The organism is Mycobacterium sp. 1274761.0 (genome assembly GCF_001668615.1).
In the GTDB taxonomy this organism is placed as follows: domain Bacteria; phylum Actinomycetota; class Actinomycetes; order Mycobacteriales; family Mycobacteriaceae; genus Mycobacterium.
Genome location: NZ_LZMC01000062.1, coordinates 232,932 through 259,905, shown reverse-complemented (window position 1 = coordinate 259,905; position 26,974 = coordinate 232,932). Strand labels below are relative to the sequence as shown.

Genomic DNA, 26,974 nt, shown 5'->3' with positions numbered 1-26,974 from the left:
GACGCGCTCGGTATCGGTGAATTGCGCTGCCAGAAGCGCCATTCCGGGATGGTCGGGATTGTCCTCGTAGTGTGCCCGGCAGAAGTCGCGCGCGCATTCGATGATGTCGCGGTGCTCGGACAACGATAGGAACCGTAGCGTGAGGGGGCGGCCGGACTGGTTGTAGCCCAGCACATCTCCCTCGCGACGCTCCTTCAGGTCGAGGTCGGCAAGCGCAAACCCATCGAGCGTGCTCGCCACCGCCTTCAACCTTTCGCCCCCCTTGGACGCCTCGGGCAGCTTCGTGGCCAGCAGGCACAGGCTGGCATGTTCCCCGCGGCCGATACGCCCGCGCAGCTGATGGAGCTGGCTGACGCCGAACCGGTCGGCGTCCATCACGAACATCACCGTCGCGTTGGGCACGTCGACCCCGACCTCGATGACGGTGGTGCACACCAGAACATCGATCTCCCCGGCGCGGAACGCCGCCATCACGGCGTCTTTCTCGTCAGCGGGCAGCCTGCCATGCATCAACCCGAGCCGCAGCCCCGCCAACGGCCCGTTGCGCAGACGCTCGAGCAACTCGATCACCGTGGTCGCGGGCGGCCCGGCATCATCTTTGTCGCTTTTCTTGTCGTTCTCGTCGATCCGCGACGCGACCACATAGGCCTGACGACCCGCACGAACCTCTTCGATGATCCGGTCCCACGCGCGCTCAAGCCATTTCGGCTTCTCTTTCGTGAAGATCGTGTTGGTCGCGATCGGCTGACGTCCGCGCGGCAGTTCGCGCAGCGTCGAGGTCTCCAGGTCACCGAACACCGTCAGCGCGACTGTGCGGGGAATCGGGGTGGCGGTCATCACGAGCAGGTGCGGCGTCAAACCAGCAGGGGCCTTCGAGCGCAACCGGTCTCGCTGCTCGACGCCGAACCGATGCTGCTCGTCGACCACGACCAGGCCGAGATTGTGAAAATCGACGGCGTCTTGTAGCAGCGCGTGCGTACCAATGACGATCCCGGCCTCGCCTGCGGCCACCTCGTCGCGCACCTGTTTCTTCTGCTGGGCTGTCATCGATCCGGTCAGCAGCGCCACACGGGTCGCATTCTCTGCGCCGCCCAGTTGGCCCGCCATTCCCAACGCTCCGAGCACCTCACGCACCGAGCGGGCATGCTGAGCGGCGAGGACTTCGGTGGGAGCCAGCAGCGCGCACTGGTAACCGGCGTCGACCATTTGCATCATCGCCAGCACCGACACGATCGTCTTGCCGGAACCGACCTCCCCCTGCAGCATTCGGTTCATCGGCCGGTTTGCCGCAAGCTCGTCCGACAGCGTGGCCAGCACCTCTTGTTGCCCGGCCGTCAACTCAAACGGTAACTGCCGCACGAGCGCTGCTAGCAAGCCGTCGTCTCTCTTGGGCGCCGGCGGTCCTGATGCCCCCTGTTGGCTGTGCCGACGTGCGGCCAGCGCCCACTGCAGTCCAAGGGCTTCGTCGTAGGTGAGCCGTTCCCGGGCCCGGTCTCGGTCGTCGGCATTCTCCGCGGAATGGATTTCGCGCAACGCGCGGTCTTCAGACACCAGATCGTAATCACGCAAGAACGATTCGGGCACCGTCTCGGGTATCGGGTCCAGCACGTTGAGAACCTGACGGACACAGGCATAGATGTCCCAGCTCTGCATCTTTGCGCTGGCTGAATAGATCGGAAAGAAATCCCGCTCGAACGCCGACAGCTCCAAACTGCCACTGGAATCCCGTGAGGCCTCCGCAATCTTCGCCAACGAGCGTGAGCCCCTTCCGGAGTTCACGATCAGAAAGGCAGGATGGGTCAATTGCATTGTGCCCCGGAAGTATCCAACCTCACCGGACAGCATGACCCGGATGCCCTCGGTCAACCCCTTTCTGATGTACTTCGGATTGAAGAAGGTCGCGGTCACCGTCGGCCTTCGGTGTCCGAGTGTGATGACCAGGAATTGCCGCTTCGGTTCGCGTTTCGTCCACTTCATTTCGGCCTTGGTGATCGTGTCGACCAAGGTGATGTGCTCGCCCTCTTCCGGAAGTTCGCCGCCTTCCCCGAGAACCGTTGTGCCCGTGTTGTACTTCCGCGGGTAGTGCCGTAGCAGATCGTTGACGGTGCGGATGCCGAAGTGTTCGCCGAGCGCATCTGCGGCCTTCTTGCCGAGCACCGAATCGAGCCGGTCAGAAAGTGCGACCACCGTTACTCGACCCCGATCAGCAGCGCATCACCGCGGTGGCCGGTGTGGTAGGTCACCAGCTCGGTGCCGAGGTGCTCGCGGTGCACATGCGCCGAAAGCGCTTCGCCCACAGCGGGATCGACGCCCTCTCCGCTGAGAACGGTGATCAACTCTCCGCCCGCGACGAGCAGCAGGTCGATCAGGCCCTTGCCGGCGGCGGTGATGTCCTCGGCGACGATCAAAACCTCGTCCCCGGCGATTCCCAGACCGTCACCGGGCTGGCAGGTGCCCGCCCACGTCAGCGCCTCTTCGGTGGCGAGCCGGACCGAACCGTGCCGGGCGGAAGCGGCGGCGCGGGCCATGGTGTAGCCGTCGTCGACGGCTTGACGATCAGGGTCGTGGACGGCCAACGCGGCCAGGCCCTGCACCATCGAGCCGGCAGGCACTGGAACGACATCGATGCCCCAACCGATGGCCGCCGTGCAGCCCGCGACCAGTTCTTCGGCGGCGACGAAACCATTGGGCAGCACCATGATCTGGGCGGCGGCTGCATCGACCAGACCGCGGAGCAGCTGCTTGGCGGACAGTGCCGACGTGGGATCCGTCGCCTCGGGATCGGGCCGCAGGACGCGGGCGCCTTCCCCGGCGAACAGTTCGGCCGCGCCGTCGCCGTCGACGACTGCCAGCACCGCGCGTTCGCGCGACCAGCCGCCGCGCGCCTGGGTCCCTGAACCGACCGTCAGCGCCGTGATCTGGATCCGGCTTGGGGTTCCGAACGCGAGCGCGGCTTCGATGGCGCCGCCCGCGTCGTCGGTGTGCACGTGCACCGAGTAGCGGCCCGCGCCGTCGGTTGCGGACGCGGCGATGGCGACCGAGTCCCCGAGCTCGTCGAGCTTCTGCCGGAGATGCTCGACGCCGTCGGGCCGGCATCCACTGAGCAGGTACATCACCTCGAAGCGGGGATCGGGCGAAGCAACAGCGCTTTCGACCGTCGGCGGCGCGGGCGTGTACTCCGGTCGGGTCGGAGCATGGCCGGACACGGTTTTCGACAGCGCGTCAAGCAACACCAGCAGGCCGCGACCGCCGGCGTCGACCACGCCCGCCTGGGTCAGCACGTCGAGCTGGTCGATGGTCTTGTCCAGCGCCGTCACCGCGGCGTCGGCTGCAGCGGCCACGACGTCACCGAGGTCGGCGTCCGCGGCGACGGAGTCCTCGGCCTCCTTGGCGGCGGCCTGCAACACCGAGACGATGGTGCCCGGCACCGAGCTGCCCATCGACGCCACGACGAGGCCGACGGCATGACGCAGCGAAGCGGCCAGCAGAGGGCCGTCGATGTCGGCCAGTTGGCCGCCGCGTTCGGCGGCAGCCTCGGCAGCAACGTCGGCTAGCCCGCGCAAGATCTGCGACAGGATCACCCCGGAGTTGCCGCGCGCGCCGTGCAGCCCGCCGTCGGCCAGGGCCGCGGCGACCGTCGCCACGTCACCGGCTGGCGCGGCGTCGGCCTGCGCCCACGCCGCACGCATCGTGAACAGCATGTTTGTCCCGGTGTCGGCGTCGGCCACCGGGAAGACGTTCAGCCGGTTGATCTCGTCGGTGTGGGCGATCAGGTCGCCGACGGCGGTGTGGGCCCAGTCACGCAGGGCCGAGGCGTCCAGCCGACGTCCACGCCCGACCATCAACACCCGCCTTCCACCGCAATATGAGACCCCCAATGGGCGCCAGCCTATCCACTGCGCCGGACATCGCCGGTAACATCGACCGGCCTGGTCCGCAGCCGGTGGACGGCGTTTTGGCGATTGTTTTCCCGCCCGGTATCCTGGTCAGGTTGTCGGGTCGAACCGCGTCCGGTTTCCTGGCAATCCTCAGACCTCGAAGTACTGATCCAAGGAGTTCTCGATATGGCTGCCGTCTGCGATATCTGCGGGAAGGGCCCCGGCTTTGGCAAGTCGGTCTCGCACTCCCATCGCCGGACCAGCCGTCGGTGGAATCCCAACATCCAGAGCGTGCGCGCCGTGACCGGCCCGGGCGGCAACAAGAAGCGCATCAACGTTTGCACCTCCTGCATCAAGGCCGGCAAGGTCACACGCGGCTAGCTTTCCGCCCCCTGATTGATCTCGGCGCGCCGATAGGTCAGGCCAGCCGCCAGTCGATCGGTTCGGCACCCATCTTCTCGAGAAGTTCGTTGGCGCGGCTGAACGGCCGCGACCCGAAGAAACCCCGGGACGCTGACAGCGGTGAGGGATGCGGCGACTCAATGGCGACGCATGGGTTATTCCGCTCGACGCGTCCGCGGTCGGAACCATCAAGGATCGGCTTCAGAGTGGACGCGTCGCGTCCCCACAGCACCGCCACCAACGGCTCCGACCTCGCCACCAACGCCCGGATCGCACATTCGGTGACGGCTTCCCAACCCTTCCCGCGGTGCGACGCCGGTGCACCCGGCCGCACGGTCAGCACCCTGTTCAGCAGCATCACGCCGCGCTGCGCCCACGGCGACAGATCGCCGGTGGCCGGGGCGGGATAGCCCAGATCGCTGCTGTATTCGCGGTAGATGTTCTCCAAGCTGCGCGGCAGCGGCCGCACATCGGGGGAAACCGAAAAGCTGAGCCCGACCGCATGCCCCGGCGTCGGATACGGATCCTGCCCGACGATCAGCACCCGCACCCGGTCGAACGGAAAAGTGAAGGCGCGCAATACGTTCTCTCCGGCGGGCAGATACCGCTGGCCCGCGGCGATCTCGGCCCGCAGGAATTCCCCCATCTGCGCGACCTGCCCCGCGACGGGTTCCAGCGCGCGAGCCCAACCCTCTTCGACCAACTCATTCAGGGGGCGTGCCGTCACGAGATGACAACCTAGCGGCAGCGCTCACTAAAAAGACTGCCAACCCGGGTTTCCGCGCCAGGCTTCACCATCGACGAGAACACGAGCAGGCCCGTCGATCACCCTGCCGATGGCTCGCCAGCCCGGCGGAAGCGCGCCGGGGAACATCGCGACAAGCGCATGGTCCTCCCCACCGCCGAGCACCCACGCCCACGGGTCGACGCCGAGAGCGGCGGCCGCTTCGGCAACGGCGTCACGGTCGGCCGAGAGCCCTGCGGTCGTCAGATCGACGCCCACGCCGGACGCTTGCGCGATGTGCCCGAGGTCGGCTACCAACCCGTCGGAGATGTCAGTCATCGCCGTCGCGCCAGCGTCGGCCGCCACGCGCCCTTGCCCGTACGGCGGCTCCGGCGCCAGGTGCACTCGCCGTAATACCTCGTACTCATCAATCCCGTTGTGCAACAGGTGATATCCCGCATCAGACCGACCTAGCGTACCCGCCACCGCCACGGAGTCGCCGACCCGCGCGCCGGAGCGCAGCACGGGTGAGCGTCCAGCGAGATCGCCGAGCGCGGTCACCGAGACCACCCACTGCGGCGCGCTGACCAGATCGCCGCCGACGATCCCGGCGCCGACTTTTGCTGCCTCGTACCACATTCCGTCGGCAAGCTCAGTTGTCTGCGCAGCGGACGTATCGCCGGGTGCGCCGAACGCGACGACGAACGCGGTGGCCACCGCGCCCATCGACTCGATGTCGGCGGCGTTCTGCGCGATGGCTTTTCGACCTACCTCATGCGGCGTCGACCAGTCACGCCGGAAATGTCGCCCCTCCACGAGCATGTCGGTGGACACCACGGTCCGGCCGTCGACGGCAGAGACCACCGCTGCATCATCACCGGGGCCCACGGCGACGACCGCCGGCTGTTCCCGGTCAGCGACGAGCCGGTCGATCGCGGCGAACTCCCCGAGCCCAGCAAGGCTCTCGGCGTGCTCGTCGCCGACCATAGCGCCTCCTCGGGTCCCGCTCGTGTGCTGAACGTCGGGCAAACGTGCGGTACTTTTGGTCCCTGCCGCGTGGAGTCTATGCAGCGGAACGGAGGCGTCAGCGGGTGGTCGAGGCTTTCATGCTGATCCAGACCGATGTGGGCCGCGCCGAGGTCGTCGCCAAACAGCTGGCCGAGCTCAGCGGTGTGGTGTCGGCCGAGTACGTCACCGGCCCGTACGACGTGGTGGTCCGCATAGCGGCCGAAACGATGAGCGACTTGCAGCAGACCGTCGTCCCGAGCGTCCAGCAGGTCCCCGGCATCACCCGCACCCTGACCTGCCCGATCGCCGACGGAGCACGGCCCTAGAGTTTCCGTTGTGTCACCCATGACCGACGACAGCTCCGACGGACCACCCCGATCGTTGTTGATCGCCGCCGTCGTGGTGGCCGTCGCGGCGATCGTCGCCGTCTTGGCGATCGCGGCCGTGCGGCAGCTGCCCGAACAACTGCAGCCGGTGCCGCTGGTGTCCGTGCCCGCACCGAAGTCCGCGAGCACCGAGTGCACCGCGTTGTTGGCCGCTCTACCTGACCGATTGGGTGACTACCGCCGCGCCCAGCTCGCTGATCCCGCCCCGGTCGCCGCGGCGGCATGGCAGGCCGCGCCCGACGAGGACCCGGTGATTCTGCGCTGCGGTCTGGATCGGCCCGCGGAGTTCGTCGTCGGCTCCCCGTTGCAGGTGGTCGCGCCGGTGCAGTGGTTCGAGCTGACCGAGGGTGACAGGAGCACCTGGTTCGCGGTGGATCGCCCGGTATATGTAGCCCTGACGCTGCCGAGTGGATCGGGACCGACTCCCATCCAGGAAATCTCCGAAGCGATCTCGAAGACGATGCCCGCCGTCGCGCCACATCCGGCGCCGGTACGCTAACGCAGGCCCGTACCCCGCGTCAAAGCGGTATCTACCATCGCCGCCAGCAGGGTCGGATAGTCGACGCCACTGGCCGCCCACATCCTCGGAAACATCGAGATGGTGGTGAATCCGGGCATGGTGTTGATCTCGTTGACCACGGGCCCGTCGTCGGTGAGGAAGAAGTCGACGCGGGCCAGGCCTTGGCAGTCGATCGCGCGGAACGCCCGGATGGCCAGCCTGCGCACCTCGTCGGCGATGTCGTCGTCGACCTTGGCCGGCACGTCCAGTTCGGCGGCGTCCTCGAGATATTTGGTGGAGAAGTCGTAGAAACCGTCCTCGCGTCCCCGCACACCTGCCACGCGGATCTCTCCGACGGTGCTGGCTTCTACTCTGCCGTCGGGGAGTTCGAGAACGCCGCATTCGAGTTCCCGCCCCGGCACGGCCGCCTCGACGATCACCTTCGGGTCGTGCTTACGCGCGTCGTCGATGGCGGCGGGCAGCTGATCCCACGCGGTCACCCGATTGACGCCGATTGACGAGCCGCCGCGCGCCGGCTTCACGAATACCGGCAGGCCCAGCCGCTCTCGCTCATCTGATTCCAGCGTGTCCCGGTACGGGCGCAGCACCACGTGATCGCAGACCGGTAGGCCGTCGGCGGCGAGCAGCTTCTTGAGGAACTCCTTATCCATGCCCGCCGCGCTGGCGAGCACGCCCGCGCCGACATAGGGCACCCCGGCCAGTTCGAGGAGGCCTTGAATCGTGCCGTCCTCGCCGTATGGACCGTGCAACACCGGGAAAACCACGTCGACAGTGGTCAGCAACTCGCCGGCGCCCTGCCCCAACGACAGCAGCTGGCCGCCGCGGCCCGGATCGGCGGGCAGCGCCAAAGCGGTGCCGGATGCGTCGCTGACCTGGGGCAGCTTGCCGTCGGTGATGGCCAGGGTGTCGGGCTGCGCGTTGGTCAGCACCCACGAGCCCTCCGGGGTGATGCCGATCGCGATGACCTCGAATCGCTGCGGGTCGAGATGACGAAGGATGCTGCCTGCGGATACACACGAAATCGCGTGCTCAGAGCTGCGTCCGCCATACACGACGGCGACACGGACGCGGCCGGCGGAGCGGGGCTGGTGGCGGGCAGTCACAACCTAGAGAGGCTACCGCCCCCGCCGGAAGTCGCACGATCTGCGGAGGCGACCTGGGGATTCACCGTTGCGGTAAGGCCTGCTCGATATCGGCGACCAGGTCGTCGGTGTCCTCGATGCCCGCCGAGATCCGCGCGAATCCCTCGCTGACCTGGTCACCCCAGCGGGCGCGCCGATCCACCGAGGTGTGGATGCCGCCGAAGCTGGTCGACGAGATCAGCAGCTCGCTGCGCTGCACCATCGCGTGCACCGCGGCAGCGTTGTCCAATTCGATGGCGACGATTCCGCCGAAGCGCTTCATCTGCCGGTTGGCGATCTCGTGCGACGGGTCTCCCGGCAGACCCGGATAGCGCACCGACCGCACCGCCGGGTGCGCCCGCAGAGCCAATGCCATCGCCAGCGCGTTCTGGCACTGGCGCTCGAACCGCAGGCCGGCCGTTCCGATGCTGCGCAGCACCAGCCACGCTTCGAAGAAACCGAGGATCGGTCCCGCCACCCGACGCTCGTTCTCGATGACAGCCATCTGGTCGGGATGGCTGCCAGCCACGTATCCCGCGAGGAGGTCGTGGTGACCCGACAACGACTTGGTCGCGCTGGCCACCACCACGTCGGCGCCGAGCGACAATGGTTGCTGCCCCAGTGGTGTGGCGGTGGTGTTGTCGACGATGAGCGTCGCGCCACGGGCCCGGCACGTCAGCGCGAGGCGATGGAGGTCGACCACGTCGAGACCGGGGTTCGATGGGGTCTCGGCCAGCACCACGTCGGCGCGCGATGCGGCGGCGATCATGTCGGCACATGTCGCCTCGATCACCGTGATGCCGTGCGGGGCAAGGAATTCAGCCGCATACCGCCGCACCTGGTAGTAACCGTCGGCGGGCACGACCAGCGTGGTCCCCGGCTTGGCCAGCACCCGCAGGGTCGACGTGATCGCGGCCATCCCCGAGCCGAACGCCAATGCCGCTGCGGCACCTTCCAGCTCGGCGAGTGCCGATTCCAGCTGCCGCCATGTCGGGTTGTGATAGCGGCCGTAGCTGTCCAGCGAATCGTCTTCGCTCGGCGGGATGTGATACGCGGCGGCCAGTACCGGCGGTGTCATAATCGGGCTCCCTGGAACCGCTTGTGCCGCAGTGGCTTTGACGCTCCTGGTGGAGTCCCCGTAGACGCCGGACACTGTGCTACTCCGGCTTGGTGGTGCGGCCGAGCAGTAAGGCGACCGCCTCCGGGACAGACAACCCCTTGTGGCACACACGATGTACGGCGTCGGTCAACGGCATCTCGACGTCGTAGCTCGCCGCGAGCGCAAGCACGGACTCGCATGAGGTGACGCCCTCTGCGACATGATCACCTGCCGCCTGTTTGGCCGCCTCCAACGTCTCCCCCGCGCCGAGGCGCGACCCGAAGGTGCGATTACGCGAGTGCGGCGACGTGCACGTGGCGACGAGATCACCGACACCGGCAAGGCCGGCCAACGTCGCGGGGTTGGCCCCCAACGCGATACCCAGCCGCATGATCTCGGCCAACCCGCGGGTGATGATCGCTGCGACGGAGTTCTCGCCCATCCCGACGCCCGCGGCCATGCCGCACGCCAACGCGATGACGTTCTTGCATGCGCCGCCGACCTCGGCGCCGATGACGTCGACGTTGGTGTAGGGACGGAAGTACTTGGTAGCCATCGCGCGCTGCAATGCCACCGCGCGTCCGGAATCGGCACAGGCGACGACGGTTGCGGCGGGTTGCTCCTGAGCGATTTCACTGGCCAGGTTGGGGCCGGTGACCACGGCGACCCGGGCCGGGTCGGCGCCGGTGACCTGGACCACCACCTGACTCATCCGCATCAGTGTGTCCAGCTCGATGCCCTTGGCGAGGCTGACCAGTGTCGCGTCGGGCTCGATCGAGCCGGCCCATTCGGTGAGATTGCCCCGGAGCGTCTGCGACGGCACCGCGAGCAACACGGTGCACGCGCCGGCCAGCGCGTCGTGTGCGTCGCCGGTGGCGCGGATCGATGCGGGCAGCTCGATGTCGCCGAGGTACTCGGGATTGCGGTGCGTCGCGTTGATATCATCGGCCAGCTCAGCGCGACGCGACCACAGCGTGACGTTATTGCCCGCGTCCGCCAACACTTTGGCCAGCGCCGTTCCCCAGGCACCGGCTCCCATTACAGCGGCGTCAACCACGGGTCCAACCCTAGCGGGGCGCCGATCAAGCGGCGTCAGCCGCGTTGAGAAGCCCCGCCATCCAACCGAGCGGGGCGCCGATCAAGCGGCGTCAGCCGCGTTGAGGAGCCCCGCCATCCAACCGAGCGGGGCGCCGATCAAGCGGCGTCAGCCGCATTGAGAAGCCCCGCCACTGGCAGGATGAATATTCATGAGCGGCACGCAGACCGACGCGGCGGGTGACGTCGGATTGGTCATCGCCGTCAAGCGGCTGGCCGCGGCCAAGACGAGGCTCGCTCCGGTGTTCTCCGCCTCGACGCGGGAAGGCGTCGTGCTGGCCATGATGATCGACACCATCAGGGCCGCGCTGGCCGTGCCCGCTTTGCAGACCGTGACCGTCGTGACCCCCGACCAGGTGGCCGCCGAGGCCGCGCAGCAGCTGGGTGCGCATGTGCTCGCCGATCCCACACCCGAGGGACACCGCGATCCGCTGAACAACGCGATCGCGGCCGCCTCGGCGGTCGTTCGTGAGACGACCCCGAACGTCGTTGCGCTGCAGGGTGATTTACCCGCACTACAGCCACAAGAGTTAGCTGAGGCGATCGCCGCCGCCCGCACATACCGACGCAGCTTCGTCGGCGACCGGCACGGCACGGGCACCTCGGCGCTGTTTGCGTTCGGTGTCCCGCTGGATCCCCGGTTCGGCGCCGATTCGGCCCAGCGGCACCGGCATTCGGGAGCCATAGAGCTGACTGGGCCGTGGCCAGGGCTGCGTTGCGACATCGACACACCCGACGACCTGCTGGTGGCGCGTCGCCTCGGCGTGGGCGCGGCGACGGCGCAAGCAATCGGAAGACCAAGGTAAACAGCTGTCGAAGGAAACTCGCCGTCGGTAGAAGTTCGGATAGCGAATGGGGGATGATCGACGGGATGACCGAAGCCGAGACACGAGTTCGACGCGATGACACCGACGCGGTGGTGGATGATTCGGCCTCCCCTCGGGAGGACGGCAGAAACCCGGAAGCGCCACCTGCGGCGACAGCGCCGACGGTCGACAATGCGCTTCCCGACGATCGTTACCTCAATCGCGAGCTGAGCTGGCTGGACTTCAACGCCCGCGTGCTGGCGCTGGCCGCTGACCCATCGCTACCGCTGCTGGAGCGGGCAAAGTTCCTCGCGATCTTCGCGTCGAACCTCGACGAGTTCTACATGGTGCGCGTTGCCGGCCTGAAACGGCGCGACGAGATGGGTCTGTCCGTGCGCTCCGCCGACGGGCTCTCACCACGCGAGCAGCTGCGACGGATCAACGAACGAACCCAACAGATCGCCAATCGACACGCCCATGTGTTTCTCGAATCGGTGCGGCCTGCGCTCGCAGAGCGCGGAATCGTCATCGTCACCTGGACTCAGCTCGACGACGCCGAGCGCGATCGGTTGTCGGCCTACTTCCACGAGCAGGTCTTTCCGGTGTTGACACCGTTGGCCGTCGACCCCGCGCATCCGTTCCCGTTCGTCAGCGGCCTGAGCCTGAATCTCGCGATCACCGTCAAACATCCCGACGACGGCGGTCAGCACTTCGCCCGAATCAAGGTGCCCGACAACGTCGACCGCTTCGTCGAACTCGACAGCCGCGAGGGCGAGTTGCGTTTCCTGCCGATGGAAGAACTGATCGCGGTGTTCCTGCCAGTGCTGTTCCCCGGCTTGGAGATCGTCGAGCACCACGCGTTCCGGATCACGCGCAACGCCGATTTCGAGGTCGAGGAAGACCGCGACGAGGATCTTCTGCAGGCGCTCGAGCGCGAGTTGGCGCGGAGGCGGTTCGGGTCTCCGGTGCGCCTCGAGGTCGCCGACGACATGACCGAGCACATGCTGGAGCTCCTGCTGCGCGAACTGGACGTGAACCCCGGCGACGTCATCGAGGTGCCTGGCCTGCTGGATCTTTCGTCGCTGTGGCAGATCTACGGCGTGGATCGCCCCGAGCTGAAGGATCCGCCATTCGTGCCCGCTACCCCGCCGGCGTTCGGCGAACGTGAAACACCGAAGAGCATCTTCTCGACACTGCGCGATGGGGACGTCCTGGTCCATCATCCGTATGACTCGTTCTCGACCACGGTGCAACGCTTCATCGAACAGGCCGCAGCCGATCCGAATGTGTTGGCGATCAAGCAGACGTTGTACCGCACATCGGGTGACTCGCCGATTGTCAACGCCCTGATCGACGCCGCCGAAGCGGGCAAGCAGGTGGTCGCGCTGGTGGAGATCAAGGCGCGCTTCGACGAACAGGCCAACATCAAGTGGGCACGCGCCCTCGAGCAGGCGGGTGTGCACGTCGTCTACGGGCTGATCGGATTGAAGACACATTGCAAAACGTGTCTGGTGGTTCGGCGGGAAGGTTCGGCGATCCGGCGCTACTGCCATGTGGGCACCGGCAACTACAACCCGAAAACGGCTCGCCTGTATGAGGATGTCGGGCTGCTGACGGCCGCTCCCGACATCGGCGCGGACCTCACCGATCTGTTCAACTCGCTGACAGGCTATTCGCGCAAGGACTCCTATCGCAACCTGCTCGTAGCACCGCACGGCGTGCGCAAGGGCATCATCGAGCGCATCGAACGCGAAGCAGCAGCGACGCGCGAGGGTGCACGCGGCCGAATCCGGCTCAAGGCCAACGCGTTGGTCGACGAGCAGGTGATCGACGCTCTCTACCGAGCCTCGCAGGCCGGCGTGCGGGTGGAGGTGGTGGTGCGCGGCATCTGTGCGCTTCGTCCTGGCGTCGACGGCTTCTCCGACAACATCGTGGTGCGCTCGATCCTGGGCCGGTTCCTCGAGCACTCACGCATAATTCACTTCCGTGCCATCGACGAGTTCTGGATCGGCAGCGCGGACATGATGCATCGTAATCTCGACCGCCGAGTCGAGGTCATGGCTCAAGTGAAGGATCCGAGGCTGAAAGCGCATCTGGACGAAGTGTTCGAGTCGGCAATGAACCCGGAGACCCGCTGCTGGGAACTCGGCGCCGATGGAAACTGGACGGCGTCTCCTCAGGAAGGCCAGACAGTGCGCGATCACCAGGTGTGGCTGATGGAACGCCACCGCCACCCTTGACAGTCCCCGCGGCTCGGATGATCTGCAGGAGTTGAGGTGTCGAGGAATTCGTCCAACAGCGCGGCGAGGCCGCACGGCAAGGCCACTCTCGCCGCCGGCGCGGTGTTGTGGAGAGCCAGTGACGACGGGACCGAACCCGAAGTCGCGGTGATCCACCGACCGCGCTACGACGACTGGTCGCTTCCCAAAGGCAAGGTCGAGGCGGGAGAAAGCGAACCGATCACCGCCGTGCGCGAGGTGTTCGAGGAGACGGGCTACCGCTCACATCTCGGCAGACGGCTGGCGTCGGTGAGTTATGCGGTCGAGACGCAAGGCCTCAAGAAGGTGCGGTACTGGGCGGCGCGTGCCGTCGACGGCGCGTTCGCATCGAGTGAAGAAGTCGACGAGTTGAAGTGGTTGCCCGTCTCGGCGGCGATGAAGCAACTCGAGTACCCGTACGACCGGAAGGTGTTGCGCCGGTTCGCCAAGTTGCCCGCCGACACCAAAACCGTCCTGATCGTCCGGCACGGCACCGCGGGTAGTAAGTCTAGGTACAAGGGCGACGACCGGCTCCGTCCGTTGGACAAACGCGGGCGGGCGCAGGCCGAGTCGTTGGTCGGTCAACTGCTGGCGTTCGGCGCTGACACGCTGTACGCAGCGGACCGTACTCGATGCCACCAGACGCTCGAACCATTGGCTGAAGAACTCGGGTCGACCATTCGCAACGAACCGCTGCTGACCGAGGAAGCCTACGCAGACGATCGAAAGGCGGCCCGCCGCCGCGTGCTCGAGATTGCCGCGACCGATGGCACGCCGGTGATCTGCACCCAGGGGAAGGTCATACCGGATCTGATCGAGTGGTGGTGCGACCGTGATGGCATACGCCCCGACAAATCGCGCAATCGCAAGGGCAGCACGTGGGTGATGTCGTCGTGGCGCGGCGATTTGGTGGCCGCCGACCATATCGGTAGTCCACTGGCCACAAAGAAATAGCAGCCGCGCAGCGGTTCAACCGAGTTACCCCATTACGCAGATACGCCGTGGGTCATCGCGACCCACGGCGTATCCGATGAGAAATTACCGACGGCCCTTCTTGGCCGGCGCGCGCTTTGCAGTTTTCTTGGCGGGCGATGCCTTAGTCGCCTTCTTGGCGGCAGCCCGCTTCACCGTCTTCTTGGCGGCGCTGCGCTTCACTGCCTTCTTGGCGGCGCTGCGCTTCACTGCCTTCTTGGCGGCGCTGCGCTTCACAGCCTTCTTGGCCGCACTGCGCTTCACAGCCTTCTTGGCCGCAGCCCTCTTGACAGCCTTGCGAGCCCCACCGGCTCCACTTCCACGCTTCACTGCAGGTCCTTCCGCCGGGAGGCGCTGTGCGCCAGAGACAACCGCTTTGAATTGAGCACCGGGCCGGAACGCCGGCACGGATGTTGGCTTCACTTTCACTGTCTCGCCGGTGCGCGGATTACGCGCGACCCGGGCTGCACGACGGCGCTGTTCGAAGACGCCGAAACCGGTAATGGTGACGCTGTCACCCTTATGCACCGCACGCACGATTGTGTCGACGACGTTTTCGACGGCTTCGGTAGCCGTCCGTCGGTCAGTGTCGAGCTTCTTCGTGAGTACGTCGATCAGCTCTGCTTTGTTCATGCAAAACCTCCACACCGTGATCCACCTTGGACCAACTAGTAGGACACGGTAATACGACATACCACTGATTTCCAAGAGCCACGCGCAATTTCAAGCGTTGCTGGCACAAATTTTTGCAATCTGGTTGCCGCGCATGGCCGCTGGCGAGGGGGTCGAAGCAGCGGTTTGCAGACCCTTAATTTCGGTTGCTTCGACCGCTATCCGGATGCAGATACCGTGCGTGGTTTCCACTGTGGGCGATTAGATTCATACAACTCGATTTTATCCAGTTTTCGCAGCGTAAGGCCTATATCGTCGAGACCTTCAAGCAATCGCCAGGCGGTGTAATCGTCAATCTTGAACGGCAACATGACCGTTCCTGCGGACACTGTCCGATCTTGAAGATTCACAGTGATTTCCAGCCCGGGCTGCTGCTCGATGAGCTTCCACAAAAGTTCCACATCGTCTTGGGCGAGTTCTGCCGCCAACAGACCCGCCTTGCCGGCGTTGCCGCGAAAAATATCGGCGAAGCGAGACGAGATGACGACGCGGAAGCCGTAGTCCATGAGCGCCCACACCGCGTGTTCGCGCGACGATCCGGTGCCGAAATCGGGGCCGGCGACCAACACTGAGCCCCTGTCGAACGGGCTCAGGTTCAAGACGAACGACGGATCGTTTCGCCATGACGCGAACAAACCGTCGTCGAAACCTGTTCGGGTGACCCGTTTCAGGTACACCGCCGGGATGATCTGGTCGGTGTCGACATTGGACCGGCGCAACGGAACGCCGATCCCGGTGTGTGTGCGGAACGGTTCCATGATTGGTCTCCCTTTAGTTATTGAGGTCTTCGGGTGAGGACAACTTTCCGCGCACAGCGGTCGCGGCGGCGACGGCCGGCGACACCAGATGTGTACGGCCGCCCTTACCCTGCCTGCCCTCAAAGTTCCGGTTGGACGTCGATGCGCAGCGCTGCCCGGGCGACAATTGGTCGGGGTTCATGCCGAGGCACATCGAACAACCGGCCTGCCGCCACTGTGCGCCCGCAGCGGTGAAAATCTCGCCAAGGCCCTCGGATTCGGCCTGGGCGCGCACGCGCATCGAGCCGGGCACGACGAGCATCTGCACACCGTCGGCCACCTTGCGGCCACGCAAGATGTCGGCGACCACCCGCAAGTCTTCGATGCGTCCGTTGGTGCACGAGCCGACGAAGACGGTGTCAACCGCGATGTCGCGCATGGCGGTGCCCGGCCGAAGATCCATATATGCCAGTGCCTTCTCGGCGGCTTGGCGTGAATCGTCGTCGAGCATCAGCTCGGGGTCCGGCACCGAACCCGACAGCGGCACACCCTGCCCCGGGTTGGTTCCCCACGTGACGAACGGACTCAGCGTGCTGGCGTCGATGTAGATCTCGGAGTCGAATTCGGCGCCGTCGTCGGTGCGTAACCGGTCCCACGCCGCGACCGCCGCATCCCAATCCGCGCCCATCGGAGCGTGCGGACGTCCGCGAAGGAATTCATACGTCGTCTCGTCGGGCGCGACCATGCCTGCGCGCGCGCCGGCTTCGATGCTCATGTTGCAGATCGTCATGCGGCCTTCCATCGACAGCGCTTCGATGGCGCTGCCGCGGTATTCGATGACATGACCCTGCCCTCCGCCGGTACCGATCTTCGCGATCACGGCGAGGATGATGTCCTTGGCGCTAACGCCGGCGGACAATCGGCCGTCGACGTTGACCGCCATCGTCTTGAACGGACGCAGCGGCAATGTCTCCGTGGCGAGCACGTGCTCGACCTCCGATGTGCCGATGCCCATCGCGAGTGCACCGAATGCGCCATGGGTGGACGTGTGGCTGTCGCCGCAGACGATCGTCATGCCGGGCTGGGTGAGACCCAGTTGGGGTCCGATGATGTGCACGATGCCCTGATCGACATCGCCCATCGGGTGCAGGCGGATGCCGAACTCTTCGCAATTGCGCCGCAAGGTGTCGACCTGAGTGCGCGAGACGGGATCGGCGATCGGTTTGTCGATGTCGACCGTCGGCACGTTGTGGTCCTCGGTGGCGATGGTCAAATCGGGTCGCCGGACGCGGCGGCCCGCGAGCCGCAACCCGTCGAAGGCCTGCGGGCTGGTCACCTCGTGAATGAGGTGAAGGTCGATGTAGATCAGATCGGGTTCACGGGCGTCGCCCGTACCCCCGCCGATAGCAACGACGTGGTCATCCCAAACCTTTTCCGCCATGGTGCGCGGCCGCGCATCGGTTGTCATACTTGACCATCTCACAATCTGGAACGATAGTATCTCCTTGTGAGACAGGATAGCGGCATTGGCGTGCTGGACAAAGCGGTGGGGCTGCTGCACGCAATCGCGGAGTCGCCCTGCGGCCTGGCGGAACTGTGTGAGCGCACGGGTCTGCCCCGCGCCACCGCGCACCGGCTGGCCGCGGGCTTGGAGGTGTACCGGCTGCTCGCCCGCGACCCCGAGGGCCGGTGGCGATTGGGCCCCGCACTGGTGGAATTGGCGGGCCACGTCAACGATCCGTTGGTAGCCGCAGGTGCGGTGGTCTTGCCCAGGCTGCGTGAGATCACCGGCGAGAGCGTGCAGCTCTACCGTCGCGAAGGCACCTCTCGTGTCTGTGTGGCTGCTTTGGAACCGCCTGCGGGACTGCGGGATACCGTTCCCGTCGGCGCCCATCTGCCGATGACTGCCGGTTCGGGCGCCAAGATCCTGCTGGCCTACAGCGACGCCGCGACACAGCAGTCGGTACTGCCGTCGGCCAAGTTCACCGACCGCACGTTGGCAGAGGTACGCAAGCGCGGCTGGGCGCAAAGCGTTGCCGAACGCGAACCCGGGGTGGCGAGTGTTTCGGCGCCTGTGCGCGACGGGCGCGGCCAGGTGATCGCGGCGGTGTCCGTCTCGGGACCGATCGACCGAATCGGCCGCCGGCCGGGGGCACGATGGGCCGCGGATCTGGTGGCCGCCGCGGACGCTTTGACGCGCCGCCTCTGACGTCGCGGCGCGCCGAAACTGCGGTCAGATCGCAGAACGGCGCAGAAACACGATTTGTGAGCAGATTCGCTGAAGAAGAGGCACTGGGTTGTACCCCCGATGGGATTCGAACCCACGCTACCGCCGTGAGAGGGCGGCGTCCTAGGCCGCTAGACGACGGGGGCTAGAACTTCCGATGGGCCAGCATAGCTCAGGTGCCGAGGCCGACCCTAATCGTTAGTGCAGCTGGGGTACCAGGACTCGAACCTAGAATGGCTGAACCAGAATCAGCTGTGTTGCCAATTACACCATACCCCATTGGCCGCCTGTAACCGCTGGTCACAGGCTATTTACAGACCAGACAAGGCGTTGAAGAACATCTCGCCTGTCTTGCCGGGCCGACGTGCAGATTACCAAAGATTTCACCGGTGCCTGTCACGCGCCGGTCGCAGCCGCGGCGGCATGGTCGCGGCCTGCGCTCAGCCGCTGCAGGCTGCGGTCTCGGCCGAGCAGCTCCAGCGACTCGAACAGCGGCGGGCTAACCGTCGCTCCGGTCGCGGCCACCCGGATGGGCCCGAACGCCTTGCGCGGCTTGAGCGCCAGTTCCTCCAACAGCGCCGTCTTGAGCGCCGCTTCTATGGTGTCGGTCCGCCATTCGTTGATATCCGCAAGCGCGGTGAGCGCGGCGTCGAGCACCGCTACCGCATCGCCGGTGAGTTCTTTGCCTGCCGCCTTCTCGTCGAGCGCGAACTCCTCGTCGTTGAGGAATTGGAGCAGGTCCCACGCATCGGCCAACACGACGATGCGCGTCTGCACCAAGCGCGCGGCGTCGGCGAACTGTCGATCGTCAAGCGTGGTGTCATACCCGTGCGTGTCGAAATACGCCCGCAGCCGAGCAGTGAAGTCCTCCTCGGTGAGAAGCCGGATGTGATCGGCGTTGAGCGCATCGGCCTTCTTCTGGTCGAATCGCGCCGGGTTGGAGTTCACGTTGACCACATCGAATGCCGCGACCATCTCATCGAGGCTGAAGACATCACGGTCGTCGGCGATCGACCAGCCCAACAGCGCCAGATAATTCAGCAGCCCCTCCGGGATGAATCCGCGGTCGCGGTGCAAGAACAGATTGGACTGTGGATCGCGTTTGGAGAGCTTCTTGGTGCCCTCGCCGAGCACGGCGGGCAGGTGCCCGAACTGCGGAACGCGATCGGTGACCCCGATACGGATCAGCGCGCGGTACAGCGCGATTTGCCGCGGCGTGGATGACAACAGGTCATCCCCGCGCAGCACGTGAGAGATGTTCATCAGCGCGTCGTCGACCGGATTGACCAAGGTGTACAACGGGTCTCCGCTTGCGCGCGTCAGCGCATAATCCGGCACGGAGCCGGGCGCGAACGTCGTTTCGCCGCGCACGAGGTCATTCCACGTGATCGGTTCGTCGGGCATACGCAGCCGCAGCACCGGCCTGCGGCCCTCCTGCCGATACGCCCCCCGCTGCTCCTCGGTCAGGTCGCGATCGAAATTGTCGTAACCCAACTTCGGATTTCGGCCTGCGGCGACGTGCCGCGCCTCGACCTCCTCGGGCGTGGAATACGCTTCATAAACCTCGCCCGCAGCCACCAGTCGTTCCACCACATCGCGGTAGATGTCGCGGCGTTCGGACTGCCGGTAGGGGGCATAGGGTCCGCCGACCTCGGGGCCCTCGTCGTAGTTGAGGCCCAGCCAGCTCAGCGCGTCCAGCAGCGCGAGATAGCTTTCCTCGCTGTCACGTTCGGCGTCGGTGTCCTCGAGCCGGAACACGAAATCGCCGCCGGTGTGGCGAGCGTAGGCCCAGTTGAACAGTGCGGTGCGAATCAACCCGACGTGCGGCGTGCCGGTCGGCGACGGGCAGAACCGAACTCGTACGCGATCGGCAGCAGTCATCGTTTTCCTTTGCGCACAACCGGATTGGTGAGTGTGCCGATGCCCTCGACGGTGATGCTGACGGTGTCACCGTTCTCGATCGGACCGACGCCCTCAGGTGTGCCCGTCAAGATGAGGTCGCCGGGCAGCAGGGTCATCACCGCGGAGATCCATTCCACGATGGCGCCGATGTCGTGGATCATGTTCGACGTTCGACTGTCCTGCTTCACCTCGCCGTTGACTTCGGTGCGGATGGCCAGATCGGCCGGGTCGACGTCGGTGACGATCCAGGGACCTACTGGGCAGAACGTGTCATGGCCTTTTGCACGTGTCCATTGGCCGTCTTTCTTCTGCTGATCGCGCGCCGATACATCGTTGGCGATGGTGTAGCCGAGGATGTTCTCGGGCACGCGCGCCGCAGGTACGTCCTTGCACGGCCTTCCGATGACGGCGGCCAACTCGCCCTCGAAATGCACCGGGTCGGCGTCTACCGGGAGCTGGATCGGCGTGTGGGGTCCGATGATCGCGGTGTTCGGCTTCATAAAGATGATCGGTTCGGAAAACTCGCCGGCGCCGACCTCTGTATTGCTCCTCCCGTGCGCGTCCATCTCGGCGATGTGAGCGGCGTAGTTCTTGCCGATGCACACCACCTTGCTGGCCAGAATCGGCGCGAGCAACCGGATGTCGGCCAGCGGCCACTGCCGTCCGGTGAAGGTGGGGTTGCCGAACGGATGCTCGGCGATCTCTTTGGCGATGGCGGCGGGGTCGTCGGGTGAGCCCTCGATGCTGACGAAGGCGACTCCGTCGGGGCTGGCGATTCGGCCTAGACGCATCGCCCCAGCCTAGTGGTCGGGTCCGGGGCCGTCGGCAGCCACTCCTTTCGTCGCGATGTCTCAGGATACGGGAAGGCAATTCAATATATTGAGACGGCTGTGCGAGGATGGCCGCATGGCGACGGACAGCATCGGGAGCGCCCGGCGGTGGTGGATGCTCGCGATCGCGCTGACGTCGACGATGTTCGCCAACGTGTTCATCAACGGTGCGGCGTTCCTTATTCCGACGCTGCACACCGAGCGCGGGCTCGACCTGGCGCAGGCGGGCCTGATGTCGTCCCTGCCGGGTTTCGGCATGGTGTTCACCCTCATCGCGTGGGGCTATGTCGTCGACCGGCTCGGCGAGCGCATCGTGCTGGCGGCGGGATCGGCGCTCACGGCCTCCGCGGCGTTCGCAGCGGCGTCGGTGCACTCGTTGGTGGCAGTCGGTGCGTTTCTGTTGCTCGGCGGGATGGCGGCGGCCAGCAGCAACACGGCGAGCGGGCGGCTGGTTGTCGGTTGGTTCCCTCCGGATCAACGCGGTCTCGTCATGGGCATCCGGCAGACGGCCCAGCCGTTGGGAGTTGGCTTGGGTGCGTTGGTGATTCCGCAACTGGCCCAGAATTACGGCGTCTCGGCGGCGCTGCTCTTCCCTGCCGTGGTGTGCACAGTGTCAGCCGTGGTATGTGCGCTGGCCGTTATGGATCCGCCACGTCCGCCGCGCGCCGAGGCCGCCCGTGACGATCTCGCCAACCCCTATCGCGGCACGGGAACGCTCTGGCGCATCCACGCAGTTTCGATGCTCCTAGTAGCGCCGCAGGTGGTGGTGTGGACGTTCACGCTCGTGTGGTTGATGACCGAGCGCCGATGGTCGGCGGCATCGGCGGGGCTTCTGGTGGCGCTGGCACAAGTGCTCGGTGCCGCAGGTCGTATCGCGGCAGGCCGCTGGTCGGACATCGTGAGCTCTCGCTTGCGCCCGATCCGCACCATCGCCCTTGCCGCCGCCGTGTCGATGGGTCTGCTGGCATTGACCGACTGGGTCGATTCACCGGCGAGCGTGGTGATGGTGATCGCCGCCTCGGTAATCACAGTGTCGGACAACGGATTAGCGTTCACCGCGATCGCCGAGATCGCCGGCCCGTTCTGGAGCGGGCGCGCGCTCGGCACGCAGAACACCAGCCAGCTCTTCACCGCAGGCGTCGTACCGCCTTTGTTCGGCGCGCTGATCGGAGCCGCGGGCTATGCGGCCGCGTTCGCGGTGTGCGCGATCTTGCCCTTGCTCGCGATACCGCTGGTTCCCGTTGAGGCCGACCCGTTGCTCAGCCCGCACCCGTAAACCCGCCCCAAATCGCCGACACAACGGGCGTATGTGCCACAGTTGCTGCGCAGCAGCACATCTGTAGGAGGCTGGAGATGCGGCGAGTTATCGGACCGGTGGTGGGGGTCGCTGCGGCGTTAACCACCGTGGCGGCATGTTCGTTCTCCGCATCGGTAGGCCCGTCTGTCGACAAGGAAGAACTGGCTGAAGAGATTTCGGCCCAACTCGAGAAGCAGGTCGGTCACACGCCGGAGTCGGTCAAGTGTCCCGACGACCTGAAGGGCGAAGTCGGGGCGACGACACGCTGCATGCTCCACGACGGCGGCGAGACCTACGGCGTCAACGTGAACGTGACCAAGGTCGAGGGCACCGACGTCAAATTCGATCTGAAGGTCGACGACAAACCGCAGTAGGCCCATTGCGATGCTTCGCATCACGGGTGCGAATCCGCGGATCAGCGGGCCCTCGCCGTCGTAAGCTCCACACCGTGTCGACGTCGGGTCAGCTGCCGGCGCCGTTGCCCGACATGTTGCGAGCCGTCGAGGGACCGGTCAACCTGATGTGCCACTCGCATGACGAGAAGCTGTGGAGGCTGCAGATGCTCTCGATAAAGGGGGCGCTCGTCGACAACGATGGGACATGGATCTTCCGCAGCGAAAGCTTTCAGCCGCCGTCGAAGCTGGCCTTTGTGGATTTCATCATGCGATGCCGCAGATCGGCCCAAGTACCTCGACAGACGCAGTCTCGCGCGACCGCAGGTCAATTGGGCTGCGATCAAGGAAGTTCAGCAACGCGCCAAGGGTTAGACGACGCCGATCGCCGGCAGACTACAGGCTCGCGATGATCCGCTCGCCGACCTCACTGGTGGCCAGCTTCGCGTCCCCACGGGTAGCCAGGTGTTGCTCGACGGCTTTGTCCACACGCGCAGCGGCGTCGGCGTCGCCGACATGAGACAACAACAGCGCCACCGACATGATGGCCGCGGTCGGGTCGGCGATGCCCTGACCCGCGATGTCGGGCGCGCTACCGTGCACTGGTTCGAACATCGACGGATTCGCCCCTGTCGCATCGATATTGCCGCTCGCAGCCAGCCCGATACCACCGGACACCGCTGCCGCGAGATCGGTGATGATGTCGCCGAACAGGTTGTCGGTGACGATGACGTCGAACCGACCGGGGTCGGTCACCATGTGGATGGTGGCCGCGTCGATGTGCTGGTAGGTGACCTCGACGTCGGGGTGGTCGCGGCCCACCTGCTCGACCACCCGCGACCACAGCTTTCCGGCATACGACAGCACGTTGGTCTTGTGCACCAACGTCAGATGCTTGCGCCGCTCCGCGGCTAGCGCGAAGGCGTAGCGCACGACGCGCTCGACGCCGAATGCGGTGTTGAGGCTCACCTCGGTGGCCACTTCGTGCGGTGTGCCGACGCGGATGACGCCGCCGGTGCCGGTGTACGGACCTTCGGTGCCCTCCCGGACCACGACGAAATCGATCGGCGGGTCACCGGCCAGCGGGCTGGCGATACCCGGATACAGCCGCGACGGGCGGAGATTGACGTGATGATCGAGTTGAAAGCGCAGCGTCAGCAACAAGCCGCGCTCGAGCACACCGCTCGGCACCGAGGGGTCGCCGATGGCACCCAGCAGGATGGCGTCGTGACCCTTGAGCTCGTCGACGACACCATCGGGCAGCGTCTCCCCCGTCGCGTGGTATCGCCGTGCGCCGAGGTCGTACTCCGTCTTGTCGACACCCGGTCGCACCACGTCGAGCACCCTGAGCGCTTCGCCGATGACCTCGGGGCCGATACCGTCGCCGGCAATGACCGCCAATTTCACGACAAGTCCACCACTTCCAGCAGATTGGCGCCGACGGCGTCCGCGATCTCAGACCGAAGCTCCTCCGGCACGTCGCGGTCTATGCGCAGCAAGATCGTCGCACTCTTCCCTTCGGCGTCCTCGCTGAGCTGCGCGGCGTGGATGTTGACGCCGGCCGAGCCCAGCAGCGTGCCGATCTTGCCGAGCGTGCCCGGTTGGTCGGCGTAATTGATGATCAGGTTGATGCCCTCCGCGCGCAGGTCGAAGTTGCGGCCGTTGATCTGCACGATCTTCTCGACCTGCTGCGGACCCGACAAGGTGCCCGCTACATTGGCGACGCCGCCGTCGGAGCACACTGCCCGGACATCGACGACGCTGCGGTGATTGGGACTTTCGGGGGCGGTGCTGATCGACGCGTCGACACCGCGCTCGGCGGCGAGTGCGGGCGCGTTGACGAAGGTGACCTGCGGCGCGGAGCCTGCAGAGCCGCCGTCGCTGAGCGGCTCGATCACCGACGAGAACAGCCCGCGAAGCGCCGAAAGTCGCAGCACCTCAACCTCTTCGGCGGCCAGCTCACCGCGCACCTGAACCGACAACGACACCGGTAGCTCGGCCGACAGCACACCGATCAGCAGGCCGAGTTTGCGCACCAGATCCAGCCACGGCGCGACTTCCTCGCCGACGACACCGCCGCCGACGTTCACCGCGTCCGGCACGAACTCGCCTGCCAGCGCCAGTTTGACGCTCGCAGCGACATCGGTGCCCGCGCGGTCCTGCGCCTCGGCGGTCGATGCGCCGAGGTGTGGCGTGACCACCACCTGCGGGAGCTCGAACAGCGGACTCTCGGTCGTCGGCTCGGTGGCGAACACGTCGAGGCCGGCGGCCCGCACATGACCACTGGCGACCGCCTCAGCGAGCGCCTCCTCATCGACCAATCCACCGCGGGCGGCGTTGACGATGATGACGCCCGGCTTCGTCTTGGCCAATGCCTCTTTGCCGATCAGCCCGGCGGTCTCGGGTGTCTTCGGCAGGTGCACGGAAATGAAATCGGACCGCGAGAGCAACTCATCGAGGGTCAGCAGCTCGATGCCGAGCTGTGCGGCGCGCGCCGTCGACACATAAGGGTCGTAGGCCACGACGTGCGTGCCGAACGCCGCGAGCCGCTGCGCGACCAACTGACCGATCCGGCCGAGGCCGACCACGCCGACCGTCTTGCCGTAGATCTCGGTGCCGGAGAACGACGACCGCTTCCAGGTGTGTTCACGCAGCGAGGCATCGGCGGCGGGGATCTGGCGCGCCGCCGCCAGCATCAGTGCCAGCGCGTGTTCGGCGGCACTGTGAATGTTCGACGTCGGCGCGTTGACCACGAGCACGCCGCGGGCGGTGGCAGCGTCGACGTCGACGTTGTCGAGGCCCACACCGGCCCGCGCGACGATCTTCAGCTTGGGCGCGGCGGCCAGCACCTCGGCGTCGACGGTGGTCGCCGACCGGACCAGCAGCGCGTCGGCCTCGGGCACGGCGGCCAGTAGTTTTTCGCGGTCGGGGCCGTCCACCCAGCGGACCTCTACCTGGTCCCCCAGCGCGGCGACGGTCGATTCGGCCAGTTTGTCGGCAATGAGTACGACGGGAAGGCTCACCCGGCCAGACTAATGGGCTTGAATATCAGGAATGGACGTGACCGTTGTCGGCAGTGGACCCAACGGCCTCGCCGCCGCCGTGATCTGTGCCCGGGCGGGCCTAGCGGTGCGCGTCATCGAAGGTCAACCGACTGCAGGCGGCGGCGCCCGGACCCTGCCCGACCCGGACTATCCCGGCGTCAGGCACGACATCTGCTCGGCGGTGCATCCGCTGGCGCTCGCCTCGCCGTTCTTCGCCGCCTTCGACCTGCCCTCCCGCGGTGTCCGGCTGGCCGTGCCGGAGATCTCCTACGCCAGCCCGCTGACCGACCGTCCCGCCGCGATCGGTTACCGCGATATCGGGCGCACCTGCGCCGAGCTCGAACACGGCACGTCGTGGCGGCGGCTGTTGGGCCCGCTGGTCGACGACGCCGAGGACGTGGTGCGGTTGATCCTCGGCGACAAACGTTCGGTGCCACCGCTGTCCGCGGCGATCAAGGTGGGTCCGCGGCTGCTCGCACAAGGCAGCCCGCTGTGGAGTGCATTGAAGGGTGAGGATGCTCGCGCTCTGTTCACTGGCGTTGCCGCACATACGATCTCGAAGATGCCGTCGCTGGTGTCCAGCGGGGCGGGCCTGATGCTCGGCACACTTGCTCATGCGGTGGGCTGGCCGATTCCGGTCGGCGGCTCGCAGGCCATCCCCGACGCGCTGCTCGCCGACCTTTCCGCCCACGGCGGTGAATTGGTGCTGGGTGAACCCGTGATCGCGCCGCCGGACGGTGTGGCGATCTACGACACAGCTCCGACCGCGCTGCTGGACATCTATCGCAACGGCGTGCCATCGGCCTACGCAAAAGCCTTGCAACGCTACCGGTACGGGCCCGGTGTGGCGAAGGTCGACTTCGTGCTGTCGGGTGAAATCCCGTGGAGCGACCAGCGGCTGGCACAGTCGCCGACCCTGCACCTGGGCGGCAGCCGGGCGCAGATGGCGCTGGCCGAGGCCGAGATCGCCGCGGGCCGGCACGCCGAGTGGCCGATGGTGTTGGCGGCATTGCCGCATCTGGCCGATCCGTCCCGCATCGACGACGCTGGCCGCCGCCCACTGTGGACGTATGTGCATGTGCCGCATGGGTCTTCGCGGGACCAGGCCGACGTGGTGGCCGAGATCTTCGAGCGGTTCGCGCCGGGATTTCGCGACCTTGTCGTCGCAGTGCGCAGCGTGCCGGCATCGCGGCTGGCCGACCACAACGCGAATCTCATCGGGGGCGATATCGGCGTCGGCGGCAACAACATGGTCAGCGCATTGGCAGGTCCGACGCCGCGGCTGGATCCGTGGACCACCCCAATCCCCAAGGCCTACATCTGCTCGTCCGCCGCGCCGCCCGGCGGCGGGGTGCACGGCATGGCCGGTTATTACGCAGCACGCACGGTGCTCAAACGGGAATTCGGCATCAAGACGATGCCCACCCTGAGCCCGTAGACCGCACGAGCCACCCCTGAATCTGGCGCCGCAGACCAATCGATGCATAATCGATGCATCGATTGGGTAAGACGGTTCTGTGCTGATCGGGCGAATCGCGATTGGCCACGTGAGCCCGGGGTATTAGCAGACGAATGGCGAAAGGGGCGCTGTTGACCGACCTCCG

Annotated in this window: 24 protein-coding genes and 2 tRNA genes; 10 read left to right on the top strand and 16 right to left on the bottom strand. The window is 66.2% G+C overall.

What is annotated here, in order from left to right; genetic code table 11:
- Both recG and A5651_RS13650 read right to left on the bottom strand, forming a co-directional pair.
- Positions 1 to 2,187: ATP-dependent DNA helicase RecG (recG, locus tag A5651_RS13655; protein WP_066981145.1), on the bottom strand; the 2,187-nt coding region annotated here is incomplete at its 3' end.
- Positions 2,188 to 2,189: 2 nt separating this feature from the next.
- Positions 2,190 to 3,842, bottom strand: a complete 1,653-nt coding sequence (locus A5651_RS13650; RefSeq protein WP_066981277.1) for a DAK2 domain-containing protein — start codon at positions 3,840 to 3,842, stop codon at positions 2,190 to 2,192.
- 222 nt (positions 3,843 to 4,064) lie between these two features.
- Between A5651_RS13650 and rpmB the strand changes: the two genes are divergently transcribed.
- A complete protein-coding gene (rpmB, locus tag A5651_RS13645) occupies positions 4,065 to 4,259 on the top strand; it encodes a 50S ribosomal protein L28 (protein WP_066981142.1) in 195 nt (64 codons plus the stop codon).
- 37 nt (positions 4,260 to 4,296) lie between these two features.
- On the opposite strand, the gene A5651_RS13640 is transcribed toward rpmB, so the two are convergent.
- Together A5651_RS13640 and A5651_RS13635 are read right to left on the bottom strand one after the other, a co-directional pair.
- Positions 4,297 to 5,007 carry a uracil-DNA glycosylase gene (locus A5651_RS13640; protein ID WP_066981140.1) on the bottom strand — a complete coding sequence of 237 codons (711 nt, stop codon included), beginning with the start codon at positions 5,005 to 5,007 and terminating at the stop codon, positions 4,297 to 4,299.
- Positions 5,008 to 5,034: 27 nt separating this feature from the next.
- The gene (locus tag A5651_RS13635) at positions 5,035 to 5,991 is read right to left on the bottom strand and encodes a thiamine-phosphate kinase (RefSeq protein ID WP_066981137.1); all 957 of its coding nucleotides are present in this window, start codon (positions 5,989 to 5,991) and stop codon (positions 5,035 to 5,037) included.
- Positions 5,992 to 6,095: 104 nt separating this feature from the next.
- Between A5651_RS13635 and A5651_RS13630 the strand changes: the two genes are divergently transcribed.
- Both A5651_RS13630 and A5651_RS13625 read left to right on the top strand, forming a co-directional pair.
- Entirely contained in the window at positions 6,096 to 6,338 is a 243-nt protein-coding gene (locus tag A5651_RS13630; protein WP_066981135.1) for an Lrp/AsnC family transcriptional regulator, read from the top strand.
- Positions 6,339 to 6,357: 19 nt separating this feature from the next.
- Positions 6,358 to 6,897 carry a DUF3515 domain-containing protein gene (locus A5651_RS13625; RefSeq protein ID WP_066981132.1) on the top strand — a complete coding sequence of 180 codons (540 nt, stop codon included), beginning with the start codon at positions 6,358 to 6,360 and terminating at the stop codon, positions 6,895 to 6,897.
- On the opposite strand, the gene A5651_RS13620 is transcribed toward A5651_RS13625, so the two are convergent.
- The 3 genes from A5651_RS13620 to A5651_RS13610 form a co-directional block, all read right to left on the bottom strand.
- On the bottom strand, positions 6,894 to 8,021 hold the full coding sequence (locus A5651_RS13620) for a D-alanine--D-alanine ligase family protein (protein WP_066981129.1): 1,128 nt from the start codon (positions 8,019 to 8,021) through the stop codon (positions 6,894 to 6,896). The two genes, A5651_RS13625 and A5651_RS13620, sit on opposite strands and share 4 nt — an antisense overlap.
- 61 nt (positions 8,022 to 8,082) lie before the next feature.
- Positions 8,083 to 9,192, bottom strand: coding sequence for a cystathionine gamma-lyase (locus tag A5651_RS13615; protein WP_066981125.1), 1,110 nt, complete (start codon positions 9,190 to 9,192; stop codon positions 8,083 to 8,085).
- A 4-nt stretch (positions 9,193 to 9,196) separates the two neighbouring features.
- On the bottom strand, positions 9,197 to 10,177 hold the full coding sequence (locus tag A5651_RS13610) for an NAD(P)H-dependent glycerol-3-phosphate dehydrogenase (protein ID WP_066981122.1): 981 nt from the start codon (positions 10,175 to 10,177) through the stop codon (positions 9,197 to 9,199).
- A 208-nt stretch (positions 10,178 to 10,385) separates the two neighbouring features.
- Between A5651_RS13610 and cofC the strand changes: the two genes are divergently transcribed.
- Genes cofC through A5651_RS13595 form a run of 3 tightly spaced genes read left to right on the top strand, consistent with a single transcriptional unit; the run spans position 10,386 to position 14,251 of the window.
- Positions 10,386 to 11,039, top strand: a complete 654-nt coding sequence (cofC, locus tag A5651_RS13605) for a 2-phospho-L-lactate guanylyltransferase (RefSeq protein ID WP_066981119.1) — start codon at positions 10,386 to 10,388, stop codon at positions 11,037 to 11,039.
- 53 nt (positions 11,040 to 11,092) lie between these two features.
- The gene (locus A5651_RS13600) at positions 11,093 to 13,279 is read left to right on the top strand and encodes an RNA degradosome polyphosphate kinase (RefSeq protein WP_369803950.1); all 2,187 of its coding nucleotides are present in this window, start codon (positions 11,093 to 11,095) and stop codon (positions 13,277 to 13,279) included.
- 36 nt (positions 13,280 to 13,315) lie between these two features.
- A complete protein-coding gene (locus A5651_RS13595) occupies positions 13,316 to 14,251 on the top strand; it encodes an NUDIX hydrolase (RefSeq protein ID WP_066981116.1) in 936 nt (311 codons plus the stop codon).
- A gap of 84 nt (positions 14,252 to 14,335) precedes the next feature.
- On the opposite strand, the gene A5651_RS13590 is transcribed toward A5651_RS13595, so the two are convergent.
- The 3 genes from A5651_RS13590 to leuC all read right to left on the bottom strand — a co-directional run bounded on the left by A5651_RS13590 (position 14,336) and on the right by leuC (position 17,146).
- Complete coding sequence (locus A5651_RS13590) at positions 14,336 to 14,902, bottom strand: HU family DNA-binding protein (protein ID WP_066981112.1); 567 nt, start codon at positions 14,900 to 14,902, stop codon at positions 14,336 to 14,338.
- Between the two features lie 197 nt (positions 14,903 to 15,099).
- Positions 15,100 to 15,699 (bottom strand): 3-isopropylmalate dehydratase small subunit, encoded by a 600-nt coding sequence (gene leuD / locus A5651_RS13585; RefSeq protein ID WP_066981109.1) that lies wholly within the window; start codon positions 15,697 to 15,699, stop codon positions 15,100 to 15,102.
- 13 nt (positions 15,700 to 15,712) lie between these two features.
- A complete protein-coding gene (gene leuC / locus A5651_RS13580; RefSeq protein WP_066981105.1) occupies positions 15,713 to 17,146 on the bottom strand; it encodes a 3-isopropylmalate dehydratase large subunit in 1,434 nt (477 codons plus the stop codon).
- A gap of 39 nt (positions 17,147 to 17,185) precedes the next feature.
- On the opposite strand from leuC, the gene A5651_RS13575 reads away from it, so the two are divergent.
- Positions 17,186 to 17,887, top strand: coding sequence for an IclR family transcriptional regulator (locus tag A5651_RS13575; RefSeq protein WP_066981102.1), 702 nt, complete (start codon positions 17,186 to 17,188; stop codon positions 17,885 to 17,887).
- A 91-nt stretch (positions 17,888 to 17,978) separates the two neighbouring features.
- Here A5651_RS13575 and A5651_RS13570 read toward each other — a convergent pair.
- From A5651_RS13570 to A5651_RS13555, 4 genes are all read right to left on the bottom strand, one after another.
- A tRNA-Glu gene (locus A5651_RS13570) sits at positions 17,979 to 18,051 on the bottom strand.
- A 61-nt stretch (positions 18,052 to 18,112) separates the two neighbouring features.
- Positions 18,113 to 18,184 (bottom strand) — tRNA-Gln (locus A5651_RS13565).
- A 117-nt stretch (positions 18,185 to 18,301) separates the two neighbouring features.
- Positions 18,302 to 19,786, bottom strand: coding sequence for a glutamate--tRNA ligase (gene gltX, locus A5651_RS13560; protein ID WP_066981099.1), 1,485 nt, complete (start codon positions 19,784 to 19,786; stop codon positions 18,302 to 18,304).
- Complete coding sequence (locus A5651_RS13555; RefSeq protein WP_066981096.1) at positions 19,783 to 20,598, bottom strand: fumarylacetoacetate hydrolase family protein; 816 nt, start codon at positions 20,596 to 20,598, stop codon at positions 19,783 to 19,785. Before A5651_RS13555 ends, gltX begins: the two co-directional genes overlap by 4 nt.
- Positions 20,599 to 20,713: 115 nt before the next feature.
- Here A5651_RS13555 and A5651_RS13550 point away from each other — a divergent pair, with 115 nt between their 5' ends.
- Positions 20,714 to 21,913: an MFS transporter gene (locus tag A5651_RS13550; RefSeq protein ID WP_066981093.1), complete on the top strand. Its 1,200-nt coding sequence runs from the start codon at positions 20,714 to 20,716 to the stop codon at positions 21,911 to 21,913.
- 77 nt (positions 21,914 to 21,990) lie between these two features.
- Positions 21,991 to 22,308 carry a DUF4333 domain-containing protein gene (locus A5651_RS13545; protein ID WP_066981091.1) on the top strand — a complete coding sequence of 106 codons (318 nt, stop codon included), beginning with the start codon at positions 21,991 to 21,993 and terminating at the stop codon, positions 22,306 to 22,308.
- Between the two features lie 414 nt (positions 22,309 to 22,722).
- Here the strand turns inward: A5651_RS13545 and A5651_RS13535 are convergent, their stop codons facing one another.
- Together A5651_RS13535 and serA are read right to left on the bottom strand one after the other, a co-directional pair.
- Positions 22,723 to 23,733 carry a 3-isopropylmalate dehydrogenase gene (locus A5651_RS13535; protein ID WP_066981084.1) on the bottom strand — a complete coding sequence of 337 codons (1,011 nt, stop codon included), beginning with the start codon at positions 23,731 to 23,733 and terminating at the stop codon, positions 22,723 to 22,725.
- Positions 23,730 to 25,349 (bottom strand): phosphoglycerate dehydrogenase, encoded by a 1,620-nt coding sequence (gene serA, locus A5651_RS13530; RefSeq protein WP_066981080.1) that lies wholly within the window; start codon positions 25,347 to 25,349, stop codon positions 23,730 to 23,732. The genes A5651_RS13535 and serA overlap by 4 nt, the downstream gene beginning before the upstream one ends.
- Before the next feature lie 31 nt (positions 25,350 to 25,380).
- On the opposite strand from serA, the gene A5651_RS13525 reads away from it, so the two are divergent.
- Positions 25,381 to 26,808, top strand: coding sequence for an NAD(P)/FAD-dependent oxidoreductase (locus tag A5651_RS13525; protein ID WP_066981077.1), 1,428 nt, complete (start codon positions 25,381 to 25,383; stop codon positions 26,806 to 26,808).
- Positions 26,809 to 26,974 lie beyond the last annotated feature (166 nt).